20 protein-coding genes and 2 pseudogenes are annotated in these 17,672 nt (G+C 47.3%); 3 read left to right on the top strand and 19 right to left on the bottom strand.

The annotated features are described in order from the left end of the window. Nucleotides 1-2: 2 nt before the first annotated feature. Together PAE68_RS10330 and PAE68_RS10325 are read right to left on the bottom strand one after the other, a co-directional pair. Nucleotides 3-701, bottom strand: coding sequence for a histidine phosphatase family protein (locus tag PAE68_RS10330; protein ID WP_281886639.1), 699 nt, complete (start codon nucleotides 699-701; stop codon nucleotides 3-5). A gap of 57 nt (nucleotides 702-758) precedes the next feature. Next, nucleotides 759-1,085: an antibiotic biosynthesis monooxygenase family protein gene (locus PAE68_RS10325; RefSeq protein ID WP_281886637.1), complete on the bottom strand. Its 327-nt coding sequence runs from the start codon at nucleotides 1,083-1,085 to the stop codon at nucleotides 759-761. A gap of 174 nt (nucleotides 1,086-1,259) precedes the next feature. Between PAE68_RS10325 and PAE68_RS10320 the strand changes: the two genes are divergently transcribed. Next, complete coding sequence (locus PAE68_RS10320; RefSeq protein WP_281886635.1) at nucleotides 1,260-1,619, top strand: alpha/beta hydrolase; 360 nt, start codon at nucleotides 1,260-1,262, stop codon at nucleotides 1,617-1,619. A 51-nt stretch (nucleotides 1,620-1,670) separates the two neighbouring features. On the opposite strand, the gene PAE68_RS10315 is transcribed toward PAE68_RS10320, so the two are convergent. The 16 genes and pseudogenes from PAE68_RS10315 to PAE68_RS10240 all read right to left on the bottom strand — a co-directional run bounded on the left by PAE68_RS10315 (nucleotide 1,671) and on the right by PAE68_RS10240 (nucleotide 13,493). Next, on the bottom strand, nucleotides 1,671-2,255 hold the full coding sequence (locus tag PAE68_RS10315) for a hypothetical protein (protein ID WP_281886632.1): 585 nt from the start codon (nucleotides 2,253-2,255) through the stop codon (nucleotides 1,671-1,673). Between the two features lie 31 nt (nucleotides 2,256-2,286). Continuing rightward, the gene (locus tag PAE68_RS10310) at nucleotides 2,287-3,111 is read right to left on the bottom strand and encodes a transposase (protein WP_281886630.1); all 825 of its coding nucleotides are present in this window, start codon (nucleotides 3,109-3,111) and stop codon (nucleotides 2,287-2,289) included. Nucleotides 3,112-3,385: 274 nt separating this feature from the next. After that, a pseudogene (locus PAE68_RS10305) lies at nucleotides 3,386-4,542 on the bottom strand (IS110 family RNA-guided transposase). Nucleotides 4,543-4,900: 358 nt separating this feature from the next. Then, a pseudogene (locus tag PAE68_RS10300) lies at nucleotides 4,901-6,057 on the bottom strand (IS110 family RNA-guided transposase). Between the two features lie 269 nt (nucleotides 6,058-6,326). After that, nucleotides 6,327-6,746, bottom strand: coding sequence for a hypothetical protein (locus tag PAE68_RS10295; protein WP_281886628.1), 420 nt, complete (start codon nucleotides 6,744-6,746; stop codon nucleotides 6,327-6,329). 330 nt (nucleotides 6,747-7,076) lie between these two features. Continuing rightward, nucleotides 7,077-7,280: a tautomerase family protein gene (locus PAE68_RS10290; protein WP_281886626.1), complete on the bottom strand. Its 204-nt coding sequence runs from the start codon at nucleotides 7,278-7,280 to the stop codon at nucleotides 7,077-7,079. A gap of 43 nt (nucleotides 7,281-7,323) precedes the next feature. Further along, nucleotides 7,324-7,575 carry a DUF2164 domain-containing protein gene (locus PAE68_RS10285; protein WP_281886624.1) on the bottom strand — a complete coding sequence of 84 codons (252 nt, stop codon included), beginning with the start codon at nucleotides 7,573-7,575 and terminating at the stop codon, nucleotides 7,324-7,326. Nucleotides 7,576-7,637: 62 nt separating this feature from the next. Continuing rightward, nucleotides 7,638-8,009 (bottom strand): GrpB family protein, encoded by a 372-nt coding sequence (locus tag PAE68_RS10280; RefSeq protein ID WP_281886622.1) that lies wholly within the window; start codon nucleotides 8,007-8,009, stop codon nucleotides 7,638-7,640. A gap of 6 nt (nucleotides 8,010-8,015) precedes the next feature. Further along, nucleotides 8,016-8,498: a hypothetical protein gene (locus tag PAE68_RS10275; RefSeq protein WP_281886620.1), complete on the bottom strand. Its 483-nt coding sequence runs from the start codon at nucleotides 8,496-8,498 to the stop codon at nucleotides 8,016-8,018. A 121-nt stretch (nucleotides 8,499-8,619) separates the two neighbouring features. Then, nucleotides 8,620-8,760: a VOC family protein gene (locus PAE68_RS10270; protein ID WP_281886617.1), complete on the bottom strand. Its 141-nt coding sequence runs from the start codon at nucleotides 8,758-8,760 to the stop codon at nucleotides 8,620-8,622. Between the two features lie 65 nt (nucleotides 8,761-8,825). Next, complete coding sequence (locus PAE68_RS10265; RefSeq protein WP_281886615.1) at nucleotides 8,826-9,140, bottom strand: hypothetical protein; 315 nt, start codon at nucleotides 9,138-9,140, stop codon at nucleotides 8,826-8,828. Nucleotides 9,141-9,313: 173 nt separating this feature from the next. Then, entirely contained in the window at nucleotides 9,314-9,475 is a 162-nt protein-coding gene (locus tag PAE68_RS10260; RefSeq protein WP_281886613.1) for a hypothetical protein, read from the bottom strand. Nucleotides 9,476-9,497: 22 nt separating this feature from the next. Then, complete coding sequence (locus PAE68_RS10255; RefSeq protein WP_281886611.1) at nucleotides 9,498-10,214, bottom strand: DUF1361 domain-containing protein; 717 nt, start codon at nucleotides 10,212-10,214, stop codon at nucleotides 9,498-9,500. A gap of 81 nt (nucleotides 10,215-10,295) precedes the next feature. Then, on the bottom strand, nucleotides 10,296-10,763 hold the full coding sequence (locus tag PAE68_RS10250) for a hypothetical protein (RefSeq protein ID WP_281886609.1): 468 nt from the start codon (nucleotides 10,761-10,763) through the stop codon (nucleotides 10,296-10,298). Nucleotides 10,764-12,045: 1,282 nt separating this feature from the next. Beyond that, nucleotides 12,046-12,909 carry a YwqG family protein gene (locus PAE68_RS10245; protein WP_281886607.1) on the bottom strand — a complete coding sequence of 288 codons (864 nt, stop codon included), beginning with the start codon at nucleotides 12,907-12,909 and terminating at the stop codon, nucleotides 12,046-12,048. Between the two features lie 113 nt (nucleotides 12,910-13,022). Continuing rightward, nucleotides 13,023-13,493, bottom strand: a complete 471-nt coding sequence (locus tag PAE68_RS10240; RefSeq protein WP_281886605.1) for an SRPBCC family protein — start codon at nucleotides 13,491-13,493, stop codon at nucleotides 13,023-13,025. Between the two features lie 521 nt (nucleotides 13,494-14,014). Between PAE68_RS10240 and PAE68_RS10235 the strand changes: the two genes are divergently transcribed. Further along, a complete protein-coding gene (locus tag PAE68_RS10235; protein WP_281885511.1) occupies nucleotides 14,015-15,508 on the top strand; it encodes a transposase in 1,494 nt (497 codons plus the stop codon). Continuing rightward, nucleotides 15,501-15,710, top strand: a complete 210-nt coding sequence (locus PAE68_RS22820) for a type II toxin-antitoxin system RelE family toxin (RefSeq protein ID WP_397378545.1) — start codon at nucleotides 15,501-15,503, stop codon at nucleotides 15,708-15,710. The genes PAE68_RS10235 and PAE68_RS22820 overlap by 8 nt, the downstream gene beginning before the upstream one ends. 507 nt (nucleotides 15,711-16,217) lie before the next feature. On the opposite strand, the gene PAE68_RS10230 is transcribed toward PAE68_RS22820, so the two are convergent. Beyond that, entirely contained in the window at nucleotides 16,218-17,660 is a 1,443-nt protein-coding gene (locus PAE68_RS10230) for a transposase (RefSeq protein ID WP_281886556.1), read from the bottom strand. Nucleotides 17,661-17,672: the final 12 nt, after the last annotated feature.

The following is a 17,672-nucleotide window of genomic DNA, read 5'->3' as shown; positions in this document are numbered from 1 at the left end:
GACTACAGATCGGCCGCTTCTTGACGAAATACGTTCGTAATCGAACGCAATTCCCCGCTGTCGGCCTTCATCTGCTGCTGCAGCAGCCCCCGTAGTGCGATCCGCGTGCCGGGCGCCGTCACGATAACGACCCGAGGCCGCCCAAGCTGGGCGCACCAGTCGAGAAAGCGCTTCGCCTGCTGCTCGAACAAGAAGGTCGGCAGCGCATGAATACCCTGCACCCATAAATATTCCGGCAAGTCGGGTGGGTACAGCCAGTCTGGGAACGCCGCTTGCAGGCAGTCTGGCTCGATCACGCGATCCTGCTCGTGCGACTCCAGATGCTCGAAGCTCGGGCTGTGCGGATGCAGCCGCGGACCGGCCAGCGGATGAATGAACCTCGCGCAGCCGCTGGCACCGCTCCAGAGCTCGCCGGTCTGCACCATCGACAGCATCGGGCCGGCGATGATCGCATCCTCATCCGTAAGCGGGATGCGCGACCGCCACTGTAGCGCTGCAAGGCGCCCCTGCTCGGTGAGGGAATGACCTGCGAGGTCAAGGCGAGCAGACTCGTTCAGAGAGCTGTCGTCACAGCTTGCGATGTAAGTGTCTGCAGCGGTATTTGTTTCATTTCTCATATTAGTCCAATGCCCGCCATCTTTCTCCCGCCGTACATGACCACGATTCTCCGCTTCTCCGCTAATCGCCAATATGATTCTCATGCGCTCTCACCTCGGCTCGCTAGTACTACCAGTCTATGCAGCTTGGGCTTGTCTTCATTATGAACGTGTAGAATCAGGCGACTCGTGCTTGATGCGAATGTAATGCTCCTCCTGCGGATCCGACTCGAGATACGGCTGCAGCCGTATCACCCACTCCTCGTACTCGGGAGACTGCCGGAAGCCGACCATATGGTCCTTCAGTGTCGCCCATCGGACGAGCAGCATATATTTATGATCCGTCTCGATACATTTATGCAGCTCATGGCTGATGTAGCCGCGCCTAGCCGTCATAAGCGCCGAAGCTTGGCGAAAGGCAGATTCGAACGCGTTAGCCATTCCCGGCTTAATCATGAGCACAGCAGATTCCATTACCTCCAGCAGCATGGCGATCACAGCTCCTTGTCATGTCATTACAGCTGGGACGTCTTCTTGCCGGATAGCTGCGTCTTGCTAAGTGAGCTATCCTTGGCCTACAATGTAGACCCTATTGTCCACCCCCTGCTTCCTACATCATATGTTGAGCATTCGCTTCGAATGACTCGAGAAGGAGGACTGTCCATGTCATGGCTGCATATGAATATTCATTCCGAGGCGCTGCGGATGCCGCTCAGCCTGGAGGTGCTACTGCCCGAAGCCACCGGTACAGCGCACACGTCATCCAGGGCGGACACCGATGATTACCGTGCATTGTACCTGCTCCATCCATTAGGTGGCGACCATACGAGCTGGCTGCGGAGAACGAGCATCGAGCGATATATAGACGGGCTTCCGGTTGCCGTCATCATGCCCCAGGGTCTGTTGGGCTGTAACACGAACACGGTATATGGCCGGGATTATTACACCTTTATTACCGAGGAGCTTCCTGCCTTGTGCGAGCGCGTCCGAAGGTCCTTAGCACAATTGAACTCAACTTGTTGAGTCTGCTTCACTTTGATTTTTTACTAACTGGACAGTGAAAAGTTCTAACGCTTAAGAAGCCAGCAAATCCACGTTGTTCGTGGTTTTTTCCTGCTTGGAACGAATTATTTCGGTTATGGGTAAATCCGGGTGCTGGGCAACCATGCGAAAAATGGATCTGCGCAAATAAACCGCCACGGTAGCCTCAGAGACGATGGCTTTCGATGGTGTTCGCAAATAGCGCGAGAACAAGCCCGGCGTACGCGCCGAAAACGTCAACGCGACCATCTGAATTAAGCCGGTTGCGATGCAACTGCACATGACGAATCCTTCGATGGCTTCAAGTGTTTGTCGTATTCGCTTTTGATCCTGTTCGTTCTTTACTTGTTCCAGTGGATGGCTCTCGGTCTTGCGTAGATACCGCTTGAGCTTCGGCATGGATTTGCTCCAGAAGCGATAGCCGAAGGCGCCGATGACTTGTTTCATTTCCCGAAACGTACATTCGATCTTGAACCGGTATCCGTACAAGGAAATGATCTCGGGGCCGGCAAGCGTCAGGTCCGTACTCACCAAAATAGAGGTCTGGTCTCCACGCAGCACCAGGACAAATCGCAAAGGCTGATACAGCTTTTGCCCCCACAACAGGTCCAGGCACAAAAGGAAACCGTTTCTTCCTTGCCATACAGCATCACCTCGGCCGTTTGAAACGATGCTGCCCGGGTTTGAAAAAGCTCCTTGAGCTTGACTTTCGCGCCTTTCTTCGGCGGACGGCCCCGGCCTGGTTTTTGGCAGCGGGGAATTCATAGGCTGTGGTGTTGACTTTGGCCTTCGTGATGAGGTCCAGTCGGACTCCGCTCGCAGCCTGCTCCTGCTTCCACCGGATCAGCGCCGGAACGGACAGAAAATAGCGATCCAGCAGGAACAAGGCGTCACCAAGCACCTTCGCGGCGGCAAAGCCCTGCCCGATCATTTGCACCACATGGGAATCTGATTTCGGCTCGGCTGGAGCGGACGCTCCCCAGTTCCAAATCGTCTTCACGCCGTCTTGCAAATTCATAAAGAGGGGCAAGCAGAACCATTTGGCCGACGCTCCGACCAACACACCGACGGCTCCAAAGAGATGGCCAAAGATATATTCACCTTTGGACGAATTTTCTGATTCCTGATGCATTTTCTTCACGCCGGGCATTCGACGGCCTTCCTTGGACTGCTTCATGCCATCGCCCACCAGGACTACGCGGTCACCAACGGTCATCAAAGGAGCCGCCTTGCGGACGACTTGGAGCCAAGTTAATCGAAGGGATTCCAGCGACCAGGCCGAAGAACGAAAGAAATGGATCAGCGTCTCGTAGCAGCGCGGATGCAGCGTAAGGTCTCGTACAATGGAGGTCACCCCTAACTGGTCGGAGCGCACCATCAGGCCGATCACCGTAATGACAAACCAGTGAAAGGCGGCTTGCCTGGAGAAGCAGGAACGAAATTCATTTATGATTTTATCGAGGTATGGGAGCATAGGTCTGGTCAATCGCCCGCAAATGGGTTAGACTGTTGTCTATAACCCATCCAGCGATTCTATCCTTTTAGAGTGAGACCTTAAGGATACCGTAAAATCGCTAGGTTGGGTTATTTTTCTGTGAAAGGATTATTGAAAGCAGTGTCATTAGAACGTCGAAGTTGCTTTAAGAAATAGCGTTTTTTCTGGAAGAAAGTTGAAAAATAGCAATAGGATGCCCGACACATCGTTTTTGAGATGTGATGTATAATCAGTCTTAAAATAGGCTAGACTGTTAAGCTACAGGTTTTGAGACAGGAGGTCCACCTTCGATATAAGTCGACTTCGTCTTTAACATCATGTAGATGATCGTGAGCATTTTGTGAGCTAGAGCAATAATGGCTTTGTTCTTCCCACGGCGTGCAGCTATTTTCCAAAATCGAACCGACAACTGTGATTTTCGGCACTTCGTTGCTGCCCAAGCGGCTTCACATAAAGCTGTTTTCACATGCGGATTGCCCTTACGTGTTCGTGTACTTTTTTTTTACCCGCGCTCTCATGGTTACCCGGAGCCACACCTGCCCAGGACGCGAGATGATCAGCCGTTGGGAACTGATCCATATCGACTCCGATTTCGGCAATGATCGCTGCGGCGGTAATCTCACTTATGCCCGGAATCGTTTGAATCAACTGATAGGCTTCCTGATAGGACTGAAGATGCACCTCAATTTCTGCATCTAGCAACGCGATGGATTGCTCGAGGAAGGTAATATGCTCCCAGCAATTGCGAATCATCAAGATTTGGTGCTTGTTTAACGTTCCGAAGAGCGACTCGGCCACCCGAGCGACATTACGTTTTACGTTGCCATGTACTCGGGCTTCAATATCATCCGGATCGACGTAGCCCTGCATGACCAGTCGTTCCAGCAAATTGCGTCCGGATACGCCGAACACATCTGAAATAACCGTTCCCAACTTGATGTTGGAGGCTTCCAGCATTTTTTGAATGCGGTTTTTCTCTGCGGTCAAGTTTCCAACCCGTTTCTTACGTAAACGTGTTAAATCACGTAATTCTCGGAGATCCTCGGTAGGCACGAAGCTCTTCTCGATTAATCCTACGCGCAAAAGTTTAGCGATCCACTCCGCATCGCTGACATCCGTTTTGCGTCCAGAAACATTCTTAATCCGTTGTGCATTGGCAAGGGCGATGTCGAAGTACCCTTCCAATATGTTGTACACTGGTTTCCAGTAGATCCCTGTACTCTCCATGGCAATATGCGTCACACCTTCGGACTCGAGCCATGTCATCAAGGAGAACAAATCACGAGTCATCGTAGGGAAAGTGCGTGTTTCAGCGCGTGGTGCTTCATCCGCTTCGCCAGTCAAGACACAAGCTACAATGGTTTCTTGATGCACATCCAGTCCGGCACACCGAGCAATTAACATCTCCATTTAACTACCTCCAATCGAATGATACTGACGATTGGCGCATTCGTTAGAAGTCTCCATTTTTCTGTCCGCGGTCATTCGGTCTTCTTGTACCGAAGCCAGCACGGGGTTGCTCACATAACGAATGCTCACAGTTTTCTAGACAGGGTCGAACCACCAAAAAGAGCCACGTATTTCTGTCCAATCGCAGTATTACTCAGTATGGGGACTAGGCAGTCACGCTAAACCCAACTTTCATATCGGGGATGTGGCGAGGAAGCCATGATTGTTTTCTGGAAGAAAGTTGAAAAATAGCAATAGGATGCCCGACACATCGTTTTTGAGATGTGATGTATAATCAGTCTTAAAATAGGCTAGACTGTTAAGCTACAGGTTTTGAGACAGGAGGTCCACCTTCGATATAAGTCGACTTCGTCTTTAACATCATGTAGATGATCGTGAGCATTTTGTGAGCTAGAGCAATAATGGCTTTGTTCTTCCCACGGCGTGCAGCTATTTTCCAAAATCGAACCGACAACTGTGATTTTCGGCACTTCGTTGCTGCCCAAGCGGCTTCACATAAAGCTGTTTTCACATGCGGATTGCCCTTACGTGTTCGTGTACTTTTTTTTTACCCGCGCTCTCATGGTTACCCGGAGCCACACCTGCCCAGGACGCGAGATGATCAGCCGTTGGGAACTGATCCATATCGACTCCGATTTCGGCAATGATCGCTGCGGCGGTAATCTCACTTATGCCCGGAATCGTTTGAATCAACTGATAGGCTTCCTGATAGGACTGAAGATGCACCTCAATTTCTGCATCTAGCAACGCGATGGATTGCTCGAGGAAGGTAATATGCTCCCAGCAATTGCGAATCATCAAGATTTGGTGCTTGTTTAACGTTCCGAAGAGCGACTCGGCCACCCGAGCGACATTACGTTTTACGTTGCCATGTACTCGGGCTTCAATATCATCCGGATCGACGTAGCCCTGCATGACCAGTCGTTCCAGCAAATTGCGTCCGGATACGCCGAACACATCTGAAATAACCGTTCCCAACTTGATGTTGGAGGCTTCCAGCATTTTTTGAATGCGGTTTTTCTCTGCGGTCAAGTTTCCAACCCGTTTCTTACGTAAACGTGTTAAATCACGTAATTCTCGGAGATCCTCGGTAGGCACGAAGCTCTTCTCGATTAATCCTACGCGCAAAAGTTTAGCGATCCACTCCGCATCGCTGACATCCGTTTTGCGTCCAGAAACATTCTTAATCCGTTGTGCATTGGCAAGGGCGATGTCGAAGTACCCTTCCAATATGTTGTACACTGGTTTCCAGTAGATCCCTGTACTCTCCATGGCAATATGCGTCACACCTTCGGACTCGAGCCATGTCATCAAGGAGAACAAATCACGAGTCATCGTAGGGAAAGTGCGTGTTTCAGCGCGTGGTGCTTCATCCGCTTCGCCAGTCAAGACACAAGCTACAATGGTTTCTTGATGCACATCCAGTCCGGCACACCGAGCAATTAACATCTCCATTTAACTACCTCCAATCGAATGATACTGACGATTGGCGCATTCGTTAGAAGTCTCCATTTTTCTGTCCGCGGTCATTCGGTCTTCTTGTACCGAAGCCAGCACGGGGTTGCTCACATAACGAATGCTCACAGTTTTCTAGACAGGGTCGAACCACCAAAAAGAGCCACGTATTTCTGTCCAATCGCAGTATTACTCAGTATGGGGACTAGGCAGTCACGCTAAACCCAACTTTCATATCGGGGATGTGGCGAGGAAGCCATGATTGTTTTCTATCGAGAACTTTTCACTGTCAAGTTACTAAGAAGTAGTGCTAAAATTACAGAGTTTTGAACTGAAATCAAAATTACTATTACTTCCGTAAAATTTGCCCTGGGAATCGAATAATCTATTACAAGGAAAGATATAAAGCTGGCCAGAACTAACAAAATAATATAGCCGATGGTTCTTCCCATTGAGTTTTTTCTCCTTCCTAAATGAGTATAAGGGAATCCCTGTATAGTAGCGACGTATACGCCTTCTGTCCGATGTGCAGGGATTGAAGGGACTTGACATACCTCTCCTCTACCATATCCCACGGGATGATCGCCGAGAGCTGCACCCAACCAACGATTGGTTGGATTGAGCTTCCCGCCGAAGGGTAAATAGAAGTCCTTCAACAAATCCGTCATAACTCGATTCTGCATGAACATTTTCTCATACTCCATCTGCAAGGTTTTTTGCCGTTTTCCTGTGTTATCCTTGCAGATGAATTCGACGAAAAGTCGTCAAAATCCTTGTGGATTAAGGGTTTTGAGTTGGTTCAGCAAGCCCTACTTAACCTGTGAGCTGCCGTCGATTATTCATCACATGCTTCCCGCTTATCGACTGAGCGTGAGGTTCACTTCATAGCCGGCTTCGGGGCGTTCTCAGCCGGTGACAAGTCCGACGTCCCGTTCGTCAACGACGGCTCCAGACGTGCGAACGACCGCATTGATGTGCTGCGGGCTGGAGCATTGAACTCATGCGATTCATAAGATCGCTTAGCTCTCACCCTGCTTACGGTAGTCATCGGTCAGCATACCGGAGTAGCCCCAGTTGTGCTCCTCGATGTCTTGAATCACAATATGAATATGCTCCGGCTTCTTGCCGAGCACATGAACCAGTGTCTGCGTGAACTCTTGCACAATCCGAGCCTTCTGCTCGCGTGTCGCACCGGCTGTAATCTGTAGATTGATGTATGGCATCGAGTCGCCTCCAGTATGGATCATCTTCATTCATGTCGAACCATTAACGACTGCTTAACGGCTTCTCCAGCGCGTACAGCTCATCCTCGATCTGCATCGCCTTCTCTTGGACCAGCGCTCTCGCATCTGCGATCGCCTTGTTGTAGATGTGCGGCCCCAGCTCCTGCAGCATATAATCAATCAGCTGCTCCGCGGCGAGCTCGCCGATTTCTTCAGATCGTTCTCGCTCGAAGTAAGCTTGTACACTTTCAATGAGCTGTTCTTTTTGCTCTCGTGGCAGCTTCATAGCTATCATTATCTTCAACACTCCTTTACTCTTGCTTGATTGAATACTGGCTTACTGGCTCGAGTTTCCGACTAAGCGTCGCTCTGACCAGGCCGCCAGCCAGTCTCTTGTGCCCATACATGCGCTCGATGCAGGATTTCCCACACGATCGGCGCTTTGCCTTCCACATACCTCGGTCTTTGATCGGCATAGAGCTTCATCAGACGGTGCTTCTCGAGTGCACACCTACGGCAATCATCCACATGCTCCCGCAAATAATCTCTGAGCAGCAAGGTCGCCTGCTCCGCGAAGCTCCCCGCTTCCTTCACATGGAGATGTGTTCTACGAGTTCCGGGAATTTCGCGGAAGTACCGCTTCGTCTTGTCCGGATTTTCGCTTCTCAGCTCAAACCCTACACCTTCAATTACTGCTCTATAGCTTACCTCATCCTCAAGTCTGAGCACCGACACTTACTTTGAAGCCGGAGTATGCAAGATCACACTTGGTTTCTTGATTTGAAATGCAGAATCATCTGCAGTAATGACTGATTTTATTTCCGTCAGATCCACCTGATCTCGAGTGAATATCACATCCAATATGACATCGTCACCCTTTATAAAAACAAGTTGATTGTTGCTTTCATGGATCAACGGGTCACTACCTAAACCGATGTGCTCGGAGATTAGATATTCATTAAATGAATCCACAGTCGTCCACTTTTTTCCTACGTTTTCGAATACATACTCTTTTGGCGTATATGGACCGAAGGCATACATCTTGTCCCATTCAAACATCGTGACGTCCGTCATCTTGAAAGGCTGGCCTTCAAGCACCGTACTCTCCAATCGGGTCGAAAATTCAGCGTCATGCTCATTGCTCACTCTGATTTGCAAATAAGATACATAAGAATACAGGACCGGAGCCATTAGGATGAATACGATCGTAATGAACATGATCTTGTACTTCCTTCTCAATATCGACACCTCCAAGTCTGTCTGCTACCACACCAACAGTCGCTCCTCCAGATTCGAGGTATGCAATTCGAGTTCTGTGCTCACTTTGTATTAAACAAACCTAACTGCTCCCCCACTCCAAGTAAGCATCCTTGTTGCCTCTGTGCCGTAAGTCCATCTGAAGTACACGACAATAAAAATCGATGGACCTGTTCAAATCAGTCACTTTAATCGTGACGTGACTAATCCCGATGACCTTCATAGCCTTCTCCTTGGACACTTTTATCTAATCGTGGGAAGCCTTCAGATTGGACACAGGGAGTTCAATCATTGCAGCAAGCCTCCTACTTTTTCTATAAAACTATCAAAACCAGAATGATATCCTTGCTTCATTCCCCAACCTGCTTCACGCAGTCTCTTGGCCAGCTCTACAAATTCATCACGCTCAGAATCGCTTAATACCGTGTTCGGATAGCCTGAATCTTTCTTGTATGGTGATAGATATGAATACAGATTGTCCAGAGCAGCTCCAACCTCATCCTCGAGCTGACCTGTCCTGCTGGCAACCACAATTGCAATGGAGACTGATTCCATCACATCATCCAGCTTCTCCGTCACATGATGAGCTTGTGACCAATTCATCTGCTCCTGAAATGTAATAGCCCCCTCAAGCTGTACGAGATTGCTCTGTACTCCATAAGTCAGGATGCTATCAAGTGCGCGAATATTAGACTCACTCTACACATATAAGAGGAATGCCAGTACGATATTTGCAGCAATCGAGAACAACAGAAGGATTACCGTGCGCTTTTTCCTTATTTCGAGCCCTCCTCTCGTTCTTCGTTATATTTTCTAATATCGTTGATGAGTAGATCGAGACGTGCGATGATTCGTTCGTCGTTGTCCAGCTTTTTCTTCGTGTTCATCTCAATTCTAACTAATATAACAAGGAACCCCACGATGATTAGAGCCTCCATCCGCTCCGCAATCCCCCTCCATTCAACTTTCCCTTCTTATACGAGTCATCAAATAGATTGGTATGTAGCCTAGCAGCAGTACGATGAAAAAATATTTACAAAACATCATGATGGGGCCGAGCTGACTGCTGTCCGTCAGCATCTCATACGTTTGACCAATAATATAGCCCGGTCTGGTCATGACATCCCAGCTATTCCACCTTACGAATCGACCGATATATACGCCAAAGCTGCTCAGCATAAGAACGAGGAGTGCGAAGATCCAGCTAACGAGCAACCCGTACGATCTTCTGACCAGCTCCTGAACGGTATACAAGGAATATGCCGCGAGCAGCAAGCCTAGAATCGCTATCGAGGTTAGCGTGAGTAGATGCTCCCAGAACTCCATATTTACCCAGAAGCGTTGAGCCGGATCGAAGCTATATCGAACGAACACGTGTAGCAGCTCAGTCACGAGATACGAAGAATTTGGATAGAAAAATAACCAGATAGCGCCAAGCAGCAGTAAGAGCACGAACCGAGTCGTTCGATTTTTCATGAGATATACGAAATCAAGCTTGAGCGCAATCCAGACGGGCACCCATGCTAAAAACGTATCCCATCTAATAAACAGATAAGTTCGGTCTCCGTTCGGCTGCCGAATACCGTATATATTCAGCATGCAGATTAACGTCAACACTCCTAGAGCGAGCAAGATCGCAAGCTTCTGAGGAAACGGAGTAGAATTAGGTTGGATCATGCTAACCCCCGATAAATGGTCTTGTGATCTGATAATATGGCATCGCGTTGAACTCCTCTTGAAATCAAAGACTCCTGTTCGTTATTCAACTACGATGCATTTGTTCATCTCACTCAAAATGAGCAAATCTTCTATTTGTAATTGTGTTCTTTCCATACATATAGAGGTTATTGGTTGAATGTATGCTCCGAACCAAATGGACCAAAGCTCAACCTTTATACCTTCAGGCACATGTTTCTTCATGTAATCATACAGTTGAGTGGCCCACTTCGTGTTCACACGGCCCTCAAGCCAGTATATATGTTTACTGCCGACATAATTGTGCAAGCCATAGGGTGGGTTGTGGCATAATGTAATGCACAGACCGTCAGCAGCATCTTCGTCTTCTGCATACAACACTTCTAATTCTCCATCGAGTTCTTCCCAAGGAATTGCTCCTGTAGGTAATTGAGGGAGCTTCAACAGGTCCTTCACCTTCAACAAGATGAAGCCGCTGTAATCAGCCTCTTCTAGCGGAGTTTCACTTACGATGAAACGATATAAGCTCATCACAGTTCACCTTACCTGTCATTTCATGAGTTACCTTTTGAATGATACTCGTACTCGTGCTCACGTTTCAAATCTATTGCGAGCTCTCTGCTCCGCATGCCCAGCGCATATAATGACCCGATCACCCACATCACGAAGAATAAGACAGGTAAGACGGGTCTATTGCTAAAAGTGAATTCAGGATAGAACACTATAGCAATGATACAAGCTATTCCGAATAATACTTGAAAAAACTCGAAGAACACTCTAGTGAGGATCGGAGTCAGAAAAATAGCAATCACGATCAGAAAGAATAATATATCGCTCATTAGCAAGTATCACCTCAGTAAGTCGTCTAATCTCTCAGAGCCTTTTGTTCCTACTCCAATCCTTCTATTGGTTCTTCTCGATGCTTCTTGCTTTATTCGTGCCCATTTTATTCGAAATGTCTTTCAGCACGACTAAAATATTGTTGAGTGCCATGAGTATGAATCCTAAAACGATAAACGTGACGACCTCACCGGTAAATATGGATACGATTTACAACACTACAGCGAACAATACGTATAGACTGTTCATTTCAAGCCTCCTCTCATGATGATAGCCACTCCATGCCCCCGTCTCCCAGCCCTGCAACAAAAATCTCATCTTCGTCTATGGGACATACTGTTCCTCAATAAGTACAATCCTCTCAGGTATTTCATGTAACCAGAACAACCTATACACTTAATTTCATAAGTAATCCACCTCTTCGAGCATCCTTTCTTTCGGGTCCTTCGCTGAGCCTTGTTGCATTCGTTGGATCAGCTTGAACTGTAATGCCCCGAAGATGTATCCGCTGTAGAACATAATGTTAATCCTGCTGTTGCTTCTTGTTATCCTCTACTTCCCATTGCAAAAGTAAAATCCAGACTAACACAAACATGATTGTGATAATTCCTAAGGTATATGTTTGTTTAATAATATCAATTTGATAAAATCTATGGTAACCGTTAATCGTGTGACTACTATTGATTGTTGAGATGAGTGGCTTATACAAGTATCCTGCAACTTCTTTGGCAGGCCCCCATACCTCATAGAATGGAACGCATAGAACCCCAAAAAACAACATAGATATTAAATATAAAATGATTACGATGCTTTTAGAACTAATTGCTCGATTCATCATACTGTTTGACATTCCCTTCTCAGATAGATGGGTAGCATTCGAAGTATGCTTCCTCTTAAGAATCGCCTCATACCATTACTCATTCATTATCGTACTTTGTATATGACATCATTTTTGGACCACATTCTTACTTTCTTAACCACATTGCAAGATCACCCATACATTGTCAAAATTCCTCTCGCGGAGATCTTCTTCCCGGATCCAAAAATAAAGTCTCCCTGCGTCCCCCCACATCATTCCAATCTCATCCTCAGAATCAACTTGAAGTAGCAGCCTCCATGAAGCTGCCCCATGCTCTAACCATGTTCTCCGAGGGTCACCGTAACCTGAAGAATCTCCGCAGTACAAGCCGTTGCTGACCAGCTGACATTCTAATTGCATATCACCTTGAATGTTATCCGGATGGCCCAATAACTTATGTGTAATGCCATTTGAACGATTATGTTCCTGAATCTTATCGTACAATTCCCAGTAACGATCACAGTCATCCTGAGATAATTCAAGGCGCTCAACAGACATCGATTCGGAAGAAGGTACACTAGTCTGTGTCTCGAAGGAAATCCTCGCTGTACCGAAGCTTCCTTCTTCTTGTATTTCGAACGGTTCTACTTTTCTTTCGAATTCATTCATATCCTGAAAGTATAATACTTTCCAGCTCCCTTTATCTTTCGGATCAAATCCCCATGGTTGCTCTAATGCATCGTAAAAAAAGCTTAATAGCCCTTCAGAGGGAAGCATCGTCGTTTCTAGAGAAGCGATCTGTCCAAGATTAATCTGCGCAATAAATTGAAGAAACCCACCTTGATTCTGTGGCCATTCGTGATTTATAGGAAGATCTGGTTTACCGCCTAACTTTGAAGAGCCAATGGGGATAATCTCTTCTCGTTCAACATCAGTCCATAGTCTTATGGATTCCAGAGTAAGGCTAATTAATAGGGATTCAATCCTGTTAAGGCCACTTGATTGTACAAGCTGTATCACACTCTGATCTTTCATCATCGAATCACCCTCAAAACATTATTATATCAGTTTAAATTTGTCTTCTGAGGCCACTTTCATATCATTACTTCTCTCGAACCGAGGGGCGACACCCTCGATGCTTAAATGTTACTCTACAATTGTTGAAGTCCTAGGCTTTCAGCGATTTGCTTTAACCCCTCGTTTCGGTCATCTAGAAATCTTCGCATATATTTCTTTAAGATCAGCCGTTCTACTATCAGTCCTAATATTCCTAGAGGCGCCTCAAATATTAACGTATCCTTCATTACAGTCTGATCCTCTCGAGCCTCAAACTCGTGTATGTGTCTCATACTCTTGAAGGCGCCTCGAACCATCTGATCTACAAATTTTTTCGGTCTTTCGTACTCTACAATTTGGGAGGTTAATTTCTGTCTTATGCCCAAATGAGTTGCCTGAAAGGTTACGAATTCGCCAAGGCCAATTTTTCCTGATGTTACCCCGTCTATCGCTTTTTCACTTGTATGCTTCCAAACTGTTCTGGTGTGTAGTTCAATATCACGAGAAAGATTAAAACATAGTTCAATTGGAGCATTTACTACGATCTCAGTTTTAACAACAATCAATCGACGCACTCCCTTGGTGAAGAATAACGATTCAACCCTTTGCATTAAGCACTCCCAACTTATTATAGATATATAGACACGTCTGTTGATTAATCCAAACAAGAAAAAAACATTAAAAAAGGTCTCGATTCCGTTAGAATCAATTCCACCACAGAACTTGATTCGAAAGAAGCGACCTCATAAAAAAGGCTACCACATTCACTAACCTAAACGGAAAATAGAAACCGTACTTGGTAACTCCTTGTGTGTCATTATTATATTGCAATCGCCGAGTATTTCCAAGATCTATTTCTATAGTAATCTTTTTCAAGCTACTGTTCCAATTACATCTTCTCTTGACGATATCTGCCCATAATAGCAGCCGCTAGGAGCATCAGCGTAATAATCATGACCTATGCAGTTGAAGTAATTAACTGGTAGCATCCCAATCCAAAAAAAACTTGACTTTTGAAAAACGGCCTAATAATTGCGAAGAATACCTTTTCACGAGGTATATCTTCTAGATAACAGGTGGTTTTCCAATGTCAGCGTTACAAAAACCGAGATTCAAACAATTAAACCATGGAGAGTGCGCAGGCGCACCCATACTAAAAAGCTTGTGGGAGCGGTTTGACCTTTCCCTGCTGCTCACACAATCCGGTATGATGAAACGAAGTGGTACTCCGTCCTGGCTCATCTGCTTTCTCTATGTGATCGGCCTTGTCAGTAACTGCTCGTCTGTCGTTCAGATGGCGAGACTGGCCGAGCAGGATGCGCTTCTTAAAGTGATGTTTCAGCCATGGAAGCTCGCTCAGTACACGATGAGTCGGTTTCTCTCCAACTCCTTCGCATGGACTACCTTTGGCAAAAAGCGAGTAGCGCGGCTTCAGCAGGATGAAGTCACTCGTCTGCAGGATGGGGATGTGATCAATCTGGATGATACGCATCTAGCTCATCCTTATGCCAAGCAGCTTCCTTTTTTGAGCTGGTTGTATGATTCGTCTAAGAAGACTTATGTGTGGGCGATGAATGTGGTCGTTGTTCAGGCCGTACTTCAAGGCGGACTTGAATATCCGTTGTTTTACCGCGTATGGCACAAGTCTGAGCAGAAGAACGAAGGCTTGTCGAAGATCGATTTGGCTAAGCAAATGCTCTTGATGCTGCGCGAATCGGCGACCTGCCGTCTTTGGGTTGCGATGGACCGCTGGTACTTGTGTAAAGGCTTTTTCGCCTTTCTCGAAAAGCATCAATTTGACTGGGTAACGAAGGCTAAACGCAACACGGCATTATTTCGTAAGGTCATCGAGCCTTACACGGGCAGGGAGCGGTACGTTCCTGTGACCCCGATCATGCTCATTCGGGAAGTGTACGGCCAGTTGGTTGCCGAGGGTGCGTCAGGACTGGTTTCGCTTGCGATTCCTGACATCTACATGAAGCAGCCTCATCCTGTAACGAACCGCAGAGGCAAGCAAGTCAACAAGCAGCGCTATGTACAAATTGCCGCTGTAGCCGCCATGCGCTTAAAGGAAGATGATTCCGAGTTGCTCGAGACGGAGGAGGAAGCCCCCGCGACTTACAAGGGTGCCTACCTGCTCATCAGCAACCGCTTCGATGCGCCTGAAGAAGCCTTGCGTACTTACGTGAAGCGTTGGCGGATCGAGGTGTTTTTCCGAACGGCCAAGCAGGAGCTCGCCTTGGAGAAGTGTCATTCCGAAACTGAAGCCCATCACCATGCACACTTCGAATTATTGTTTACGGCCGAAACGTTGCTGTCCGTTGCTCTATACGAATTAAACAAAGAAAAAACGAGTGATGAAGGCTACACCCACGGCGAAATGGTTCGTGGCCTCTTCCACACTCGTTGTCAGGTCCGCATGTCACACCACAAAGGGCAACAGCGAATCTACATCGATTGTGACACACATGTACAGCAGTTTGCAAGACTTATTGATTTATTTTGGCCGGAGCATTATCGGATGGTTCTTTGGGTTGCGCATCATCCGATAAACTACCAGACCTTACCACGAAGTGCATAGGTCATGGCGAATTATACAACACTTACAAATATTAGCCGAAGATCCTTTCCATCCTGAACTTGATATTAAAAGAATGCAAGGAACATTCCAAGATTTCCGTTTGCGTGTTGGCTCATATCGAGTTGTTTACACAGTTGAAGAAGAAATATTAGTAATCCATGTAATAAAAATTGGCTCCCGTGGTGATGTCTATAAGACCTGAATTAAGTCTATCATACTCTGATAGGCTTTTTTATTTTCATTGTCCCCAGCAATTTCGCCTAACGTCTTCGTATTCACGAATCCGAGAGGCTTAAGCCGCGGAGCGGCGGGTCGAAGACTTAGCCTCGCAGGATTGTCTGCCTGAATCTACTTCGCTGAATTATCTCCTGGCAGACCAAGGGCGTCAGCCCGATGCGTGAATACGGTGTTATGTGATGTTCTCGCCTTCTTCGAGATGCTTACAACTAATCAATATTTAGTTCAATAATCTCAGCAATTTCCCTATAGTCTAAATAGACAGGTTGCCGCCCTATATCAATCCATACTGAGTGTATTATTTCACCTATCTTTTTTAATTCAAGGTATTCACCAGTAATTGTAAACCCATTGTCCATAATAAATCTGTAAAACTTGCCCACAACTAAATCAGCCAATTTAGCAGTAATAATCTCTTCATCACTTATTAAATAATCTTCATTTTGTTCTGGACAGTGAAAAGTTCTAACGCTTAAGAAGCCAGCAAATCCACGTTGTTCGTGGTTTTTTCCTGCTTGGAACGAATTATTTCGGTTATGGGTAAATCCGGGTGCTGGGCAACCATGCGAAAAATGGATCTGCGCAAATAAACCGCCACGGTAGCCTCAGAGACGATGGCTTTCGATGGTGTTCGCAAATAGCGCGAGAACAAGCCCGGCGTACGCGCCGAAAACGTCAACGCGACCATCTGAATTAAGCCGGTTGCGATGCAACTGCACATGACGAATCCTTCGATGGCTTCAAGTGTTTGTCGTATTCGCTTTTGATCCTGTTCGTTCTTTACTTGTTCCAGTGGATGGTTCTCGGTCTTGCGCAGATACCGCTTGAGCTTCGGCATGGATTTGCTCCAGAAGCGATAGCCGAAGGCGCCGATGACTTGTTTCATTTCCCGAAACGTACATTCGATCTTGAACCGGTATCCGTACAAGGAAATGATCTCGGGACCGGCAAGCGTCAGGTCCGTACTCACCAAAATGGAGGTCTGGTCTCCACGCAGCACCAGGACAAATCGCAAAGGCTGATACAGCTTTTGCCCCCACAACAGGTCCAGGCACAAAAAGGAAACCGTTTCTTCCTTGCCATACAGCATCACCTTGGCCGTTTGAAACGATGCTGCCCGGGTTTGAAAAAGCTCCTTGAGCTTGACTTTCACGCCTTTCTTCGGCGGACGGCCCCGGCCTGGTTTTTTGGCGGCAGGGAATTCATAGGCTGTGGTGTTGACTTTGGCCTTCGTGATGAGGTCCAGCCGAACTCCGCTCGCAGCCTGCTGCTGCTTCCACCGGATCAGCGCCGGAACGGACAGAAAATAGCGATCCAGCAGGAACAAGGCGTCACCAAGCACCTTCGCGGCGGCAAAGCCCTGCCCGATCATTTGCACCACATGGGAATCTGATTTCGGCTCGGCTGGAGCGGACGCTCCCCAGTTCCAAATCGTCTTCACGCCGTCTTGCAAATTCATAAAGAGGGGCAAGCAGAACCATTTGGCCGACGCTCCGACCAACACACCGACGGCTCCAAAGAGATGGCCAAAGATATATTCACCTTTGGACGAATTTTCTGATTCCTGATGCATTTTCTTCACGCCGGGCATTCGACGGCCTTCCTTGGACTGCTTCATGCCATCGCCCACCAGGACTACGCGGTCACCAACGGTCATCAAAGGAGCCGCCTTGCGGACGACTTGGAGCCAAGTTAATCGAAGGGATTCCAGCGACCAGGCCGAAGAACGAAAGAAATGGATCAGCGTCTCGTAGCAGCGCGGATGCAGCGTAAGGTCTCGTACAATGGAGGTCACCCCTAACTGGTCGGAGCGCACCATCAGGCCGATCACCGTAATGACAAACCAGTGAAAGGTGGCTTGCCTGGAGAAGCAGGAACGAAATTCATTTATGATTTTATCGAGGTATGGGAGCATAGGTCTGGTCAA

The organism is Paenibacillus sp. YYML68, assembly GCF_027923405.1.
GTDB lineage: Bacteria > Bacillota > Bacilli > Paenibacillales > NBRC-103111 > Paenibacillus_G.
This window is presented reverse-complemented; position numbering and strand designations above follow the sequence as displayed.